This is a genomic window from Affinundibacterium fentianense (genome assembly GCF_018139545.1).
In the GTDB taxonomy this organism is placed as follows: Bacteria; Pseudomonadota; Gammaproteobacteria; order Burkholderiales; family Burkholderiaceae_D; genus Undibacterium; species Undibacterium fentianense.
The window spans coordinates 692,908-709,012 of sequence record NZ_JAGSPJ010000002.1 but is presented as its reverse complement, the minus strand read 5'-3'; the positions used below and the strand labels follow the sequence as shown (position 1 = coordinate 709,012).

Here is a 16,105-nt window from a genome sequence, read left to right as displayed (position 1 = left end):
AATGATACCGGTTCGTCATTCCTTCATGCGTGAACGCAACCAGTCTTTGCCTTCCGCTACTCTTGCCACCATCATCGATGATACTAGATCGCCATTCGCATTGAGAAGCGTTGCTATTGGATCGACCAAAGTACCGATCACCATCGCAACGGGTAACGCTTGTTCCATCGGAAAACCAAAAGCGGTAATCGCAAAAATTTCGCCGATATAACCTCCATTCGGTATGCCGCCCTCCACGATAGAAACGATGACGGTGATTCCCATAATTGCGAAGAACATCTGAGGCGCGGAGAAATCTTGCCCAAACATTGCGAACAATAGGGCAAGTTTGATGATCGATGACATACTTGAGCCATCTTTGTGAATTGGCGCACCTAAGGGAATCACAATATTTCGGATATGCTCAGGAATGCGCATTTTCTCAGCTGCTAGCAAATTTGCCGGAATGGTTGCAATGCTTGAACAAGTACCAATTGCTGTAATAGCAGGTGTCAAATTGTTTTTCCAGAAAACACGCAAGCCTAATTGGCCGCCTGCAAAATACGCATAGAGACTGAAGAAGACCACAAAGTATACTGCACACGTGAGGTAGTAAAGCGCTAACGGATGAAAGTAAATACCCAATAGTTGTGGTCCAAAAACGCCAACTTGGTAGGCAAAATAAGCGCCTAGTCCAAGCGGTGCAGTTTTCATGATCAGTCCCAACAACTGTTTCATCACCTCATTCGTAGAGTCCAAGAATTGCGCAAAGACTTTGCCTTTTTCGCCCGCTCGTAAGCTTGCAAAACCGACCAACAAGGAAATCAGAATCAGCGCTAGCATATTCTTGCGCGCCATCAGTTCAAAGAAATCGTTGACCGTTAAGACTTGTGTCAAACTCGTTCCGCTACTATGTGCTGCATTGGTGGGGTTGTCGATTAAGGCTTGAGCCGCCATCGATCGCAGGCTATTGTCCTGATCGATGGGGAACATCAACATCACAGCCATCATGACCAGCGCAGAGATCAGTACGGTGCTTAAAAATACGCCAGCAACGATGCCAAATAATTTGCCTAATTGACTGCTGGTTTGGAGATTCGCAACCGACGACGCAATGGTAAAAAAGACGAGAGGAATAATCGCGGTAAATAACAAATTTAAGAAAATATCGCCAATGAATTTAATGCTTTCTACCTGCTTACCGAAAATCAAACCGATGCCGCTCCCGACCGCGATGCCACTTAGTAATAACAAGATATCCGCGTAATTGCGTAGTGTGCTGGTGTGCGGTGAAGAGATCGATTGCGTGCTCGTATTCATTTTATTGGTTCTGTATGGATTGACTTTAGAATAGAAAAGCGTGGACGCATCGACCATCAAAGAGTACTGCATGCATAGTCAATTCTGGGTGTGCCCATCCCGCCATTCCCTTGTATTCGCTTTACTCAAATTGGCTGGGAATAGTGATATCGCAGATACTAAAATCGGCGCCTTTCTCTTGCCGCATCTTTGCAACTATTTGTGCTAGCGCCGCGTCAGTAGCGATTTGCATTTTGGGACGAGAATCGAGAGGCAGGTCCGCCATTACTTTGACGGACAGCATAACATCGGGCTGCTTCGGCGGTTCTCCATGCTGAATCTTGAGAAGAACATCCATACCGCCAACGATACGACCAAAGACCGTGTAGTCACGATCAAGTCGGCGGCTTGCATCTAACATGAAATAGAGTTCGCTATTCGCGGAGTCTCGTGCTTCATTGCGACCCATACCGGCAACGCCAGGGCAATGTGCGCCCCAGCTTCGCATTGGTACTTGATCACTTTTGATGGGATCCGTTAAGGGGAGTGTTTGAATCGGGATACTACCAATAAATCCCGTCGCACCGTCGCTGCTTTGACTGGCCCAAACACCGATCTTCGAATAGGGTATTTTGAACATCATTTCAGGTGGAAGATTGGGATGTTTGCTGGTGCCTCCATCACGATTGTTGGGGTTGCCTGTTTGCGCCACAAATTTCGCAATAACTCGATGAAATTGCAAACCGTCGTAGACTTTTTCACGGCTCAGTAATTTAATTCGTTCGACAGCCTTGGGAGCGATTTCAGGTCGCATTTCAATCACGATGCGACCCTTGCTTGAGTCAATGATGAGAGTATTGTCTGGATCGAGTTGACGCCAAGCGTCTTGTGCGTATGCAGATTGATTTAAGCAGCAGGTGAACCCAGCAAGTAGGCTCCATGCGACAAGCTGTGTTGAATTCTTCATGTATGGACCCGAAAGGTAATTTGAGCGTTGGTGAGTCTGCCCATTGGCCTATTGTAGGCAAGCTTGTTGAATGCGCCTAGTGATTTGTTGTTCCGACCAAGCTTTTTGTTGATTAAAAAGGCTTCCGTCTTTATCAGAGGGAAGCCAGTTTATTGAGGTAAGGTCTAGCAAAAATTCGACACCATTGCTTCAGCTATTCCATCTCACTTAGTGAAGTTGAGGGGCGCGATGAATAGGGTGTGAATGTGTTTGCGCTGTACCAGGATCGCCACGCATTTTAAACATATGCACAACTTGGGTCAGCGACGCCGCCTGATTTTGCATCGCGGATGCAGCGGCAGCGGCCTGTTCGACGAGTGCCGCATTCTGTTGGGTGACATCATCCATTTCGCGGATTGCAGCATTGACTTGTTCAATTCCATTTGCTTGCTCATCCGATGCTTTGGTGATTTCTTCCATAATGCGTGTGACGTGATCCACACTTTCTACGATTTCTTTCATCGTATTGCCAGCTTGGTCGACCAGCTCGGTACCCAGTTTGACGCTTTCTACAGAATCACCAATGAGCTGTTTGATTTCTTTTGCTGCGCTAGCCGAACGCTGTGCCAAGCTACGTACTTCTGAAGCAACGACGGCGAAACCACGACCTTGCTCACCAGCGCGCGCTGCTTCGACCGCGGCATTCAATGCAAGAATATTTGTTTGAAAAGCGATGCCATCGATAACAGAAATGATGTCGACAATTTTTTGTGAAGAAGCATTGATCACTCCCATTGTCGCGACGACTTCATTGACCACTGTTCCTCCTTTGATCGCCACGCTTGACGCCGATGCCGCCATTTGATTGGCATTTCGCGCATGTGAGGAGTTGAGCTTAACAGCATCTGTGAGAGTCAACATCGACGCTGCTGTCTCCTCAAGCGAACTTGCTTGGCTTTCTGTACGTGAGGACAAGTCCATATTGCCTTGTGCGATTTCTGTCGATGAGGTCACGATCGCATCAGTGCCTTTGCGCACTTCTCGAATAATATCGCGTAGGCTATTGCGCATAGTAAAAATCGAATACAGCAAACTTTGTTGATTTTTCATATCGAGGTCGATATGTGCAGTTAAATCCCCTGAGGCGATCGAGCTGGTGATTTCAACCGCATAGCTTGGCTCACAACCTAATTGTCGAATTAGACCGCGCGCAATGACTATCCCAAGAGCGATTAATACTAAGGCCAATAAGACGACCGTCAATAAAATTTGAAGCGCGCGGCTATAGATGATGGCATCTATTCCATCCATATAGACACCAGAACCGATCACCCACGACCACTGATTGTTGAGTTTGAGATAGGCGATTTTATCTACTGCTTTGTTGGTTTCAGGTTTATTCCAAGTGTATGAGATAAATCCTGCACCTTTGCTTTTCACCAGATTGAGCATGTCGATAAAGATGAGTCGTCCATTCGCATCTTTGGTACTCGATAAATCTTGACCATCTAAATTTGGCGTAGTCGGATGCATGATCATCGCTGGTTTGGTATCGTTAATCCAAACATATTCATTGTCACCATAGCGCAATGCCTTGATAGCCGATATTGCCGCGGTCTTGGCATCGGCCTCGCTCATATTGCCTTGGGCTGCGAGCTTTTGATAGTGTTCAAGCAAAGTGTTTGCTAGTTCAACGGTATGTTGTACGCTTTTTTGATGTTGACCCAGGATCACGTTTTTCTCTGTCGTCAAGAAAAACACGGTCATTGCTAGTACGCCCAGTACCGCACTGATGATCAGTGCACCAAGCCGCTTGCCAATACTGAATTGATGAATGAGGCCAAAACCGCCCATACTACTCTCCTAAGCGAACAAAAACGAAGTCTGTTGTGGTAACTCGATGGCGAGTTGCCTATCCAGCCTGAGATAGAAGTCATGCAATCGCCAGTTGGCATATCGCACCACGTAATTTATTTGTTTGTTTATTTATTTGTATTTTGATTGTTGCATGTACATCTTTCGTGCAACAAATCCAGCGAAATCCTACCATGTGACACATGCTTTGAAGAAAGCTTTCTGACCTCATCCTTCACAGAGGCGGGGAAATCTCTGCGACTATGGCGAACTTGCAACAGGATCGGGATGTCAGCGAAAAAACGCGGAAAATTTACCGTTTTTTATTCTTCTCACTTGTATTGAAATTGATCTTGAAAAGAAAGGGCATTCGTTGTCGAGGATGATAAGACAACAGGTTGAGCTGCAATGCTAAAGGCGTGTAATCATGCTGCGCACCGTCGCAAGTCGGGGTGATGAAGTTCCAAGCTTGCGATCTTTGTTGGTGCGCGTTTTTACATTCTCGTTGTGTCTATTTTTGTCGTGCGCGCGTGTTGGTTCCCACGCCTACCGCAGTGAAAATTGCGCATAGTTGAAAGATGCCAATGCCGGCAAATACCCAATTTGGATGATGGGCATCCATCAATGCGCCGAACAAGGCAGGTGAAAACGCGAGGCCGATGTCCAAGCCAGAGTACACCACGCCATATACTCGTCCTGTCGCATTTTTGGGCGCTGCTGCGCGAATTAGCAGATCACGCGACGGACCAGCGATGCCTGCGCCAAGTCCCACTGCACCCATCAACACGACAGCCATCGATGCGGAGAGCCAACCGCTGGCCAAGAAAAGCGCCATGAGTGCGGAGAAAGAAAAGGCAATCGTAATGGTCTTATCGTGGTCGTTTGCCTTGGCTGCGATAAAGCCACCCCAGATCATACCGACCGCTGAGGTCAACATATACGCGGTATAGGCCGCTGTGGCCCAGCTCAAGGACATGCCGTACACTTCGCGGAGCGCTGTGGGTGAAAAACTTTGAATACCACCGATTCCCATAGAAATCATAAAGAAAAATAGGAAACACATCCAAACAGCGGGCAAGCGCATAAAATGAAATAAGCTTTGTTCACCACTGTTCGATTTGTTCGTCTCTCTGTCCAGCGTCGCTTTGGGCGGCTCGGTGTTTTGTCGAGTACTCAAGAGTTGGCGGTGCATCAACAGTATCGCTAACACAATCAATGGCAAGACAGCAGCGGCCATCAATGCGATACGCCAATTCATCCAATGGGCGATACTGACTAAGAACACGGGCGCAGCAGCCCATCCGAGATTGCCACTGATACCATGAACAGAAAAAGCATGGCTTAGACGTTGGGTGGTGACGCATTGATTGAGGATCGTATAGTCGGCCGGATGGAACACGCTATTCCCCAACCCAGCCAACATCGAACCCAGCATGAGTACCGCATAATTTGGTGCGATTGCGAGGACTGCAGCGGAAAGTGCTAAACAAGCGATTCCAAAGAACAGGACAGCACGGGCGCCAACTCGATCCACGACAAAGCCCGCTAAGGCTTGGCCGATGCCGGAGACGACAAAAAAAGCGCTCATCAATAATCCTAACTCCGCATAGGACAAATTAAACGCGTCTTTTAGCCACGGAAAAAGGGGTGCCAAAATCATATGAAAAAAATGCGAAATCGCATGGGCAAGGCCAACTAAGCTGATTACCATCGCATCTTGTTTAAAACTATTCGGTTGTAAGTTCAGCCTTGTGTCAGCAGTGAGGCTACTCATGAAAAACTTTCCCGGCGATGAGGCCGTGTAATGATTGGATAACATGCAATGCAGCAGACAATGCAATCACTATCTGCGGTAGACAATCAGTGTATGCAAATTTTCTCCGTCTGATTTAAGATAAACAGTCATGATTTATCGAATATTTGCCAATATTGCCCATTTCTTGTGAAAGCAATCACATGTGTCAACAGCCTATAACGCATACCGGGTCGCCTCCAGCGAGTTTGTCACCGACATCTCAACGGCCTGTGCGCGTGGTTGCACGCAATCTTGATGCGGATGAGTTATTGCATACCCACTCACATGACTGGTGTCAGGTCACCTATGCGCTCGACGGAGCAGTGCAGGTGAATGCGAACCATCAAACTTGGTTCGTTCCACCATTGCGTGCGATCTGGATTCCTTCGCATGTCGAGCACCAAGTACGGACTTTAGAACGTGCGCAATTGCGCGCGATCTATGTGCACTCTTCGGTAGCACCGATTATTGGTGGCAATTGTGTGGTATTGGAAGTCTCTGACCTGATGCGTGAATTGGTGCGATCTTTGACAGCGATTGAGTTGAGTCAAGATCCGCAACAGTTACAGCGTGAGACACATCTAGCGGTTTGTCTGCTAGATGAATTAGCGCATGCAGCACCATTGCCATTGAATGTTCCGATGCCACGTGACAGTCGTCTCCGTAGCTTGTGTGAGCACTTGATTGCGCATCCTGCTTCAAATCTGAGTTTGCAAGATTTTTCGAAGCAGGTAGGCGCCTCAGAACGAACCTTGGCGCGCTTATTCCAACGCGAGATGCAGATGAGTTTTGGTCTTTGGCGTCAGCAAATGCGATTAGCGCGAGCTGCGCCGTTAATTGCGGCCGGGAAGCCGATGGCTGTGGTTGCGAGCGAATTAGGTTATGCCAGCCAATCGGCGTTTTCTGCCATGTTTAAAAAAACCTTTGGACAATCACCGACCCGGTTTTTTCAGATGCCGTCGAAATAAACCGATAGTCGACCAAGAGTGGGTTTGTATCAGTGTATGTTGGCGCTGACTAGCGTGCTTGTTGCCTGCGTAAGTGCTTCTTTTGCGCATGAAAACTAATGCCAGCGCACACGAGGCCAACGACTAAAATCGCACTGTGTGAATCGGAATTTTCCTGTACTAGCCAAAAATTGGAAACGCCGATGATACAAAGTACGGTTGCCCAAGCCAAAAAGCTATATTGGCGCAAACTATATGGCGACGCTGCTTTGGCTAACCACATCCAAACTAAGCTAATTACGGGCATGACGATAATGATGCCGCTGCTCAGACGTTTCGCCACGTTCGGATCTGCAATTAAAGCGCCAAATAGTGGTATGCAAGCGAGGCTAGCCAGCATTGAGAGGATCAAGAAAATAATACTGAGGAATAATTTTTCGCGCAACATAGTGGAATGAGAGGGGTAAGTCGGTTTTTAAATGAGCTCGATGCAGCGCGCATCCTAGCAAAAAACACCTCGGTTCAGGAAAAATCTTGCATAAGCCTAGCTTGCGCTGACGTGCTCGCTCTCATTGGCGTCATCAAAATGGAGTGGCATACTGGAATGAAATGGTAACGCCTGCCATTGCTCGAATAAATCAAGAACTGTCTGATACAGTTGTAAGGACTGCTCCTCATTGATGGCAAGGGCAGTTTTGCCGCGCGCGCTACATGCCAATTGATTCGCTTCGTCGAAACTAGCAAAATCAAAATAGGCACCCCAAAGTTGGGTTTGTAGAGCCTCGACAATTGCTTCGACTTGAATCGCCTCAACATCGATATCGGTCAGACTTTTATCATGCGCGAGCTCCATCGCAAAACTAGCCTCTGCGCCCGCCGCAACGAGGTTGAGAAAACCATAGCGAAATGGGAGCGATGACTCGACGACAAAGTGAATGAGATCGTGTGGCAAAGTCCCTTGACGTGGCATGTTACAAACACACTGACTTCTGTCGCGACGAATAAAGTGGATCCGGTCAAACTTATCGAATTTGCCGAGTTTTTCTGCAAGTATTTCCATGTTCGTTGGAATTGAAATGAGTTGAACTTTACGGATGTACAGCGTTGATTGCTTGGCGAATTTTCGATGTTATCGAATGAAATGACGCAGCCTTATTGACCTATCGCGAACCGTTTTTGTTTTGCGCTTTGGCTTGTCGTGAAACGCATTCCATGCAATTAATACACGTCGCGACGATATAAGCCTTCTTCCCGCAAGTGATGTAACTGGTCTTCGCCGAGAATCTGACGAAGTGCCATATCGACGCCGCTAGCCATCCCTTGTAGACTACCACAAACGTAAATCGCAGCCCCATTTTTTACCCAATCTTGTAAGGTCTTTGCATGCTTTTGTAGTAGATCTTGGACGTAGATTCGTTCACTCTGGTCGCGTGAAAAAGCCAAGTCGAGTTGGTTAAGCAAGCCAGTTTTTTGCCAGTTGATTATTTCGGCTTTAAAAAAGAAATCGATAGCTTGTTGTCGTTCTCCAAACAATAGCCAATTCTGCGGAGCATTTTGTCGCTCTCGATGCTGGAGGTGAGCGCGCAAGCCAGCGATGCCTGTGCCATTGCCGATGAAAATACATGGTCGGTTTGTCGGGACGGGATGAAAACTGCGATTGCTCCTCAAACGCAATTTTATTGTGGCACCCATATCGGCGTAGGCAGTGAGCCATCCAGAGCCGAGACCGAGACTACCATCCGCGAGATGCATTTGACGGACAACTAAATCGAGTGAGCCAGTTTCTGGAATCGATGCGATCGAATATTCACGATGCGGTAGGGTGGTTTCGATGCCTGGTCGCTGCGGTAATATCTCGGCGATATCGCCTGCCTCCCAGTTCGCTGTTCCTAATCGTGCTCGCAGTTTCAAATGAAAGACGGGATTTCCTAAACTGTCTGGATTGATGCATTCGCGTTCCTCGAGAATCCAATCAGCGTACTCTGCAGGATGCCAGTCAGCGAACTGAGTTTGACCGCTCATGATACCTAGTTGATGTTGCCAGTGGCGTAAAGCGCCATCATCACCATTATCGACTTCAACAAGATCAAATAGCGGTTTGGCGCCTTGCTGATGTAGCCAATGATCTAACTGCTGACCAAACGCACAAAAGGCTTGATAGTTACGATCACCAAGTGCCAGTACCGCATAGCTCAGCTCGTGTAACTGATACGTGTTTGCCATGATGGCGCGCGTAAATTGTGCGGCGCTGTCGGGAGCATCTCCTTCACCAGTTGTACTGACAATAAACAGTATTCGTTTGGCTTGCTGCAGACCCGTGGCATTGAGGTGGCGGATGTCGATTCGACGGGTTTGCAACTTAGCTTGCAGCAAACTCGCTTCGGTCTGCACTGCCAATTGTTCTGCATAACCTGTTTGACTGGCGTAGACGATCCAAATCGCTTGTTCATGACTGTTTTCTTTATCCAGGAGGACAGGGGCGTCGGCACTATGCCGAAGCCGATGCCGGTATATGATCCAGATAAAAAATATACCGTAGCTAAGAATTAAACTACTTGCTTGAAACAGGCGAGCCGTTTGTGATGAAACGGAGATAGGCAGAGAAAAACAGAGGAGCGCAGCGCTGATGCCAATCGCGACAACGAGAGCAATGCTTAGAAAGCGTAAAGGCAGTATTGGAGTAGTCGAACTATTCATTTCTTAAGATTGGTATTGTGCGAAGTAGGTCATGCCGCGGGTTTAAATACTGATGCATGGCGTGGATCTCAGTCATTCATCTCGTCTAACATCGCAGTTAGAGCAGGACTTAGATGAACTTGGATGCCCGAATTCTCGCGCACAATCAATCGCGCTGCGACGTTTAACCGTTCTGCGTAACGCATACCTGCATCGGGGCCCAGCACGCTAATGGCTGTCGCTAAGGCGTCGGCGATCATGCACTCTGGATGTAATACGGTGACCGCAGCAAGTCCGTGTTGAACGGGCATGCCAGTGCGGGGATCGATCGTATGTGAGTAACGTTGCCCTGCTTGTTCAAAGTAGCGTCGGTAGTCACCGGAAGTGGCGATGGATAGGCCGTGGAGAGCCACGACGTCCGAGATACGGCCAGCATCGATGTCACTCGTGGGCGCTTCGAGTTCCACCCACCAAGGCTGTCCGTCTGCTTTGCAGCCCAGACCACGCAGTTCGCCGCCTACTTCAACCAGATAACTGACGATGCCCTCCGTCTGCAAATGGCGAGCGAGAAGATCGACACCAAAGCCCTTGGCCGTCGAGCAAAGATCGATATGCAGATTGCCCGGTTGAAAAATGCGTTGCTTGGTGTGATCATATTGAAGACGACGCCAACCACTGTCCTGTAAGGCTTGTTGTATCTCTGTATCGTCGGGACGTTCAGCAATTTTGCCATTTGGACCAAATCCCCAAAGATTACTAAGATGGCCAATGGTTGGATCGAATGCTCCAGTGGTTTGCTCTGCAACGAAGATCGCATGCGATAGGACATGATCAAACTCGTTTGGTATAACGTGCCAAGTTTGCGCTGGTGCCAAATTAAATTGCATCAAATTTGATTGTTCTAGCCATGGACTCATTTGCTGTACGACCAAATCTAACTTCGCTTGCAACTCTGCATGGAGTTGGACTCGATCAAAACGGGCAGGGAGCATGGCTTTGACGTTCCAGCTGGTGCCCATGCTAAGTCCATGTGTTACAAAGTAATCCGCGTCCTCCGGCAGTGCGTCGAGTTGCTGCAGCACCGTGGGAATAAAGACGCGTCTGGCGATGTTGGTAGGCGGATTACAGTCGGACATGACGGTCAACTTATTGCGGCATGACTTCTAAGGTCGCAATGTAGCTAACACGACGTTCCTTTGCTGCAGTCACTGCAGTTTTATTGTCACTTGTACGAGCCTGGAGCCAGTACATTCCCGCACCTTGCCATTGAATGGAAATTTTGCCGTTGGTATCGCTAGTATAAAATTGCTCTCCCAATTTTTGACGATAACGAGCACCTCCAGCGATGACAGTCACTTTAACGCCAGCAGCTGGTTTGCCATCTAATAGCAATTGAAAGTGAGCGGGCTCGCCATCGACGATGTCATTCGGGTGTGTCACGGCTTGTAATTCTAGCCCTTTGCCCGTCGGTTTGAGCGCAGTGTGGTTTGGGCTGCCATTTGTCACAAATGTTTCAATCCGACTTTGATTTTGAAATACTTGTAGATCCTCAGCGTTGCTTGGGACCTCTTTGGCAAACGCCTCTGCATTGCCACGCCACCGTTTAGGCGCACCATTTTCCTTATAATTTGCGATCAGCATATCATTGACGATACTTACTTTGTAGGTCCCTTGCATCGTCGCGCGCAAATCAAAACTATTGCGTAATTTTCCAGGCGAAGTACTTTCTGGCTTAACGATACTGCCATCCGCTGCGGTGATAATTAGATTGTCGATACTCAGTGTGTTGTGATCAAAGTAAAAGAGGTTTTCACCGACCGCAGCATCGAAAGTAATCAGCGGTGCATTGCCAGAATTTAAAGTCATGCCGGGCAAAATGAATGGTCGATCTGCCAGCGCAACGATAGGTGTGAATAAAGCCGCGCTCAGTGCACAGGCCGTAATAGAGAGTGCAAAACGTTTCATATTATTTCCTTGTGTGATTATTTCTTGACTTGCACGCTGACTTTACCCAACTCGTGGCTACCTTGTGCAGTGACTGCCGCGATTTCCTTGCCTCCCCAAACAAAGGGAACTTTAACGACTTCTCGACCGCCGCCTTCGCGCGCGGCTTCGACGATCAGGTTGTATTCACCTGCCGGCAATTTTGCGAGCGCATTACTATCGCCAGCAAAGCTCAAACTGTGTTCGCCGACGATGCGTGTGGCGGCGCTGACGCCATCAATCGGTAAGCTGAGTTCGCGACCTGTGCGACGCCACCATTGGCGTAAATCTTTTAGCCATTTGGCCCCTTCGTTATTGCGTTTTTTGAGGTCATACCAAACTTGTAAATTGGCAGCTAAGGTTTGATCAGGGCGTTCGATCCACAAGGCGACATAGGGCTTGTGATATTCAGCAACGTCGAGCTTGGGAACCTCCAATTTGACTACCAGCTCTGCCGCCATTGCGGAAGACCCTAATAAAGTTGTGATGGCGAAGGGAAGAATTTTTTGCATTGTTTTACCTCTTCAATAGTGAATGGATGATTATTGGGTATTGATTACGTGAAAGGTGTATCCATGTTTAATGAATAAAAAGAACCGCCAGTAAAAGTGGCGCAAGCGTTCCTAGTACGACTAGAGGCCATGTTAATACACGATTATTTGCGTGCATTTTGAGAAGGAATAGTCCAGTCACGCAAAAGATCAGGCAGGCTAGGGCAAACAGATCGATGAACCATGACCAAGCTTTGCCAGTATTCCTGCCTTTATGTAAGTCATTTAAATAGGCTATCAAACCGCGTTGAGTTAGCTCGTATTCTAACGTTCCATCTTCAAGCGCAATTCGCAACCAAGCATCGCCACCAGGGCGTGGCAGTGCCACATAAATTTCCTCGGGCGACCACTCGGCAGGCTTACCTTGGACATCAATTTTGTGGTTTTGTTCCAACCAAGTTTGCACCTCTAAAGGTAGCGTGGGATCGGCAGTTTTTGCTGATTTTTTTTGAACAAGTTGCAGCATCTGTTCGCGCAAATTGGATGGGACTTGTCCTGTCTTTTTATGAGTCACAGGATGCGCTTCAATGTCACCCGCATGATTTAGCGTAAAACCAGTGAGGGCAAATAAGATCATTGCAATTAAACAGATCGCCGAACTGATCCAATGCCAGTTATGCAGATGTCTGAGCCAAAAGGCGCGTCGTTGTTGTGGATGATGGCTCACGATTAAATCATTCAAAAGGCAATTAAAGAGGAGATTTTACCTATTCAGTAAGCCTTGATTATACGGCTTTCAATGCGATAAATTTTGCGTTGGATGAATCAGCTTGTATCAAATTGTTCAGGTTTCAGCCCACATTCTTAACAAATTGTGATATTGCCCAGTTAGACCCAATACGGCAGGCGTATCACCAAGTTGAAGGCGCAAACTTTGGATATGCTGGTCCATTTCAAATAACATCGTTCTTTGAGCATCTTGGCGAATCATGCTTTGGGTCCAAAAAAAAGAACAAACACGTGTTCCAGCGGTGACGGGTTTCACTTGATGCAGACTACTAGAGGGATACAAGATTAAATCTCCCGCTGGCAATTTGACTTGATGTGTACCGTAGGTATCGACGACCTCCAATTCACCGCCTTCGTACTCGTCGGGCTCAGATAGAAAGAGGGTCGAGGACAAGTCAGTCCGGAGTTGGTAGTCCGCGTTTAACACTTCACGGATTGAACCATCGACATGCAGACCATAATGTTCGCCACCAGCATAAGCATTGAAAAGAGGGGGTGCTATCCTCAATGGAAGCGCGGCCGCAAAAAAGAGGGGATGGCGTCTTACCGCATTCGCGACGATTTGTCCTAGCTTGATTGAAAGCGGTGAGTGCTCAGCGAGCTGGCGATTTTTCTTCACTCTTGCTCCTTGTTCGCCAACGGTTTCCTTGCCATCAACCCAATTGCTGGCATCGAGCTTTTGGCGCAGTGCTTTGACCTCTTCTTTGCTAAGAACTTCGGGGATATGCAACATCATATTTTGTCCTTGGTGATCGCTTCACTGTTAAAACAAGACGTGAGAAATTGTCGTTCAATTTTGCGCGAGCAGTAAGAAGCATGACAGCTTCTTTTTTCGCTCGCCTTGGATATTTAGAATTTCAGATTGAATGTCAAACTCGCAGAGCGCGGTGTTCCCGGTGTGTAGCGATAACCGCTTTTATTGATGGCTGCCACATAGGTTTCATCCGTTAAGTTATACAGATTGAGTTGTAGATCCAGTCTGCGATTGAGCGGATAACTGAGCATTGCATCGGCGACCCAGTAGGCCGCTGTCTTTGCGGGTGTTCCGATTGCACTATCAGTGCCTCGCAACAAGGCATCCACAAAACGGATTCCACCACCCAATTTTATTCCTGACTGTGTTTGATAGGAGGTCCATGCGGTGAAGGTTTGTTTCGGTGCATAGGCTAAATTGTTTTCCCCGTTAGCAGTTACTGTCGGCCCACTTGCTACCTTGGTTGATGTATTCGCATACGCGGCGCTGATCAACCAGTCGCGAGTGATTGCGCCTGTGATACCGAGTTCAACCCCACTGACTTCTTTCTTTCCAGTCTGGTAGTACAGTAAGTCGTTGAGATTTTGTACGACTTCGTTGCTAACTTCAGTTTGATAAATGGCTGCGGTTAAGCTGATTTTCTCCTTCAAAAAATCCCATTTTGTTCCGATCTCAACATTGCGTGTTTCTTGTGGATCAAATTTGGGATTCGCCGCACTGCTTGCGGAAGAGCTTAGGGCGAAGTTGCTACCACCTGGCGGTTGTTTTGACGTTGACAATGAGAGGTATACGCTACCGTGATTGACAGGTTTATAGACGGTGCCAAATTTCCAGTTTATCAAATTGCCGGAACTATTTAGGTTGAGCGGCACTAATGTACCGACTGGCAAATTGGGGTGACTGCTCGCCGTCGATAGGCTAGCAGCGCTGTAATCTGTTTGATAGCGATCGATTCGTAGCCCGCTATGGATTTGCCATTGTGCGTTTAATTCCACGGTATCAAACAAATAGGCGCTGTTGGTGTTGGTGGCACCACGTGTGAATACCCCATTTTTTTGCAATTGCAGTCCACTCACGGGATCCGAAGGATTGGGTTGGTACAAGTTGGCAGCAGCGAGTGTGCCGGTGCCACTGTATCCCGATGTCTTCTGTTGTTCGTGCGTTAATTCAACGCCACCGAGGATATTGTGTTTGATCCCACCGACTTGGAGCTCAAGCTGCAAATTAGTTTGATTCGTCAGGATATCATTTTGTTGATCCTTCAATGTCCGGGTATTGCGCGCTAAAGTCCAAGTTGAAAGATCGTTTGCGTTCGGTGTGACTAGATTCGCGGCATTTCCCATAAACGCTGTGAGCAAATAATGTTGCGTGGTGGTTCCAACTCGAGTGGTATTGCTAATTTTTGCAGTTGGAGATAGACGATGTTCTATTTTCCCCGTTAGCATATTCGCCTCGACTTGATCGAAATCGCTAACGGATCCGTAGAAATTGCTTGGGTTCACACTGTTCGCCGCACTGATGTAGGGACGCTTTGTATCGGGACTTGCGTAACCAGGTAGTCCAATCGTCGGGACGCCACCGTCAGGAACATTGTCTTGTTCGACATGGAGAAAATTCAGGGTCCATTGTGTGTCTGTATTGAGTCCATAGACCAGTGATGGTGCAAATCCCCAACGGCGATTTTGGACAATATCACGCCCTGCAACACCACTATCCTGCCCCATTAAATTGAGGCGAAGAGCGGCGCCACTGGGAGCGTCCAAAACGACGTTTTTATCTGCGGTGAAGCGTTTTTGTTGTGCGGTTCCTAGGCTAAATTGGAGGAAGCTTGCGTCATCCAAATGTGCTTGTTTACTGCTTAAATTGACCGAGCCTGTGGCTGCACTGCGACCACTATCAGTGCCCGCTGATCCTTTGAGTACATCAATTTGTTCGATGTTGAACATGTCTCGTGAAATGGAACCAAGATCGCGCACGCCATCGACAAAGATGCTATTTGAAGCATCAAAACCGCGCATATAAATCGCATCGCCAGTATTGGTGCTGCCATTTTCACCTAGGAAAAAAGTTCCTACACCGGGCGTGTTGCGGAGGGCATCGGTCAAATTGATTGCGCCTTGTTGTTCTATTAATTCACGCTTGATCACACTGATTGTTTGCGGTGTGTCAATTAGGGGCTGGGTATATTTGTTGGAGGCGGCCTTGCTCGCCTTGAATGCATTTTCACTGCCTGCGACAACTGCGATTTCTTGTAACTGTTGTTCTTGTTTTGTCGGTGCCTTCTTGTCCTCGTTGGCCTGCTGTGCATGTGCCTGCAAAGCGACGGGTAACATTAAGCTGGCGAGGATGGCACTGTATTGTAGGCCCATTTTTTTATGTTGCTCAGGTTGAGTCAGTGTGTGCTTGGTGCTCAAGATGGTGGCTTGTCGCATACAAAATCCTGTCGATAAGAAAATTAAATCGGTTTAATTGTGGGTGTTGGTGTATGGGGGGAGATTATAGGCACGTATTTGATAAATGTAAACGATAATTATTCTCATTCGCATTTATATTTTGAGCCTGTGATGAAAATGCGAGTTGCTAGCATGTATT

The 16,105-nt window shown here is 47.7% G+C and carries 14 protein-coding genes; 1 reads left to right on the top strand and 13 read right to left on the bottom strand.

The features are described 5' to 3' along the window. Positions 1-15 precede the first annotated feature (15 nt). The 4 genes from KDM90_RS07730 to KDM90_RS07715 all read right to left on the bottom strand — a co-directional run bounded on the left by KDM90_RS07730 (position 16) and on the right by KDM90_RS07715 (position 5,852). The gene (locus KDM90_RS07730; protein ID WP_212674989.1) at positions 16-1,299 is read right to left on the bottom strand and encodes a dicarboxylate/amino acid:cation symporter; all 1,284 of its coding nucleotides are present in this window, start codon (positions 1,297-1,299) and stop codon (positions 16-18) included. Positions 1,300-1,420: 121 nt separating this feature from the next. Next, entirely contained in the window at positions 1,421-2,245 is an 825-nt protein-coding gene (locus KDM90_RS07725) for a peptidylprolyl isomerase (protein ID WP_212674988.1), read from the bottom strand. A gap of 207 nt (positions 2,246-2,452) precedes the next feature. Further along, positions 2,453-4,078, bottom strand: a complete 1,626-nt coding sequence (locus KDM90_RS18275) for a methyl-accepting chemotaxis protein (RefSeq protein ID WP_212674987.1) — start codon at positions 4,076-4,078, stop codon at positions 2,453-2,455. Positions 4,079-4,589: 511 nt separating this feature from the next. Further along, entirely contained in the window at positions 4,590-5,852 is a 1,263-nt protein-coding gene (locus tag KDM90_RS07715) for an MFS transporter (RefSeq protein ID WP_212674986.1), read from the bottom strand. Positions 5,853-6,034: 182 nt separating this feature from the next. Between KDM90_RS07715 and KDM90_RS07710 the strand changes: the two genes are divergently transcribed. After that, positions 6,035-6,841 carry an AraC family transcriptional regulator gene (locus tag KDM90_RS07710; RefSeq protein WP_212674985.1) on the top strand — a complete coding sequence of 269 codons (807 nt, stop codon included), beginning with the start codon at positions 6,035-6,037 and terminating at the stop codon, positions 6,839-6,841. Between the two features lie 49 nt (positions 6,842-6,890). Here KDM90_RS07710 and KDM90_RS07705 read toward each other — a convergent pair whose 3' ends face one another. The 9 genes from KDM90_RS07705 to KDM90_RS07665 form a co-directional block, all read right to left on the bottom strand. Next, on the bottom strand, positions 6,891-7,268 hold the full coding sequence (locus KDM90_RS07705; RefSeq protein WP_212674984.1) for a hypothetical protein: 378 nt from the start codon (positions 7,266-7,268) through the stop codon (positions 6,891-6,893). A gap of 96 nt (positions 7,269-7,364) precedes the next feature. Next, complete coding sequence (locus tag KDM90_RS07700; RefSeq protein ID WP_212674983.1) at positions 7,365-7,790, bottom strand: hypothetical protein; 426 nt, start codon at positions 7,788-7,790, stop codon at positions 7,365-7,367. A gap of 248 nt (positions 7,791-8,038) precedes the next feature. Beyond that, positions 8,039-9,517 (bottom strand): sulfite reductase subunit alpha, encoded by a 1,479-nt coding sequence (locus KDM90_RS07695; protein WP_212674982.1) that lies wholly within the window; start codon positions 9,515-9,517, stop codon positions 8,039-8,041. A gap of 68 nt (positions 9,518-9,585) precedes the next feature. After that, entirely contained in the window at positions 9,586-10,632 is a 1,047-nt protein-coding gene (locus KDM90_RS07690) for an FAD:protein FMN transferase (protein ID WP_212674981.1), read from the bottom strand. A 10-nt stretch (positions 10,633-10,642) separates the two neighbouring features. Then, positions 10,643-11,461, bottom strand: a complete 819-nt coding sequence (locus KDM90_RS07685) for a DUF4198 domain-containing protein (protein ID WP_212674980.1) — start codon at positions 11,459-11,461, stop codon at positions 10,643-10,645. Positions 11,462-11,478: 17 nt separating this feature from the next. Further along, positions 11,479-11,991 (bottom strand): DUF2271 domain-containing protein, encoded by a 513-nt coding sequence (locus KDM90_RS07680; protein WP_212674979.1) that lies wholly within the window; start codon positions 11,989-11,991, stop codon positions 11,479-11,481. A gap of 67 nt (positions 11,992-12,058) precedes the next feature. Then, positions 12,059-12,697, bottom strand: a complete 639-nt coding sequence (locus KDM90_RS07675; protein ID WP_329605304.1) for a PepSY-associated TM helix domain-containing protein — start codon at positions 12,695-12,697, stop codon at positions 12,059-12,061. A gap of 117 nt (positions 12,698-12,814) precedes the next feature. Next, positions 12,815-13,495, bottom strand: coding sequence for a Fe2+-dependent dioxygenase (locus KDM90_RS07670; RefSeq protein WP_212674978.1), 681 nt, complete (start codon positions 13,493-13,495; stop codon positions 12,815-12,817). Positions 13,496-13,608: 113 nt separating this feature from the next. Then, the gene (locus KDM90_RS07665; protein ID WP_212674977.1) at positions 13,609-15,945 is read right to left on the bottom strand and encodes a catecholate siderophore receptor Fiu; all 2,337 of its coding nucleotides are present in this window, start codon (positions 15,943-15,945) and stop codon (positions 13,609-13,611) included. Positions 15,946-16,105: the final 160 nt, after the last annotated feature.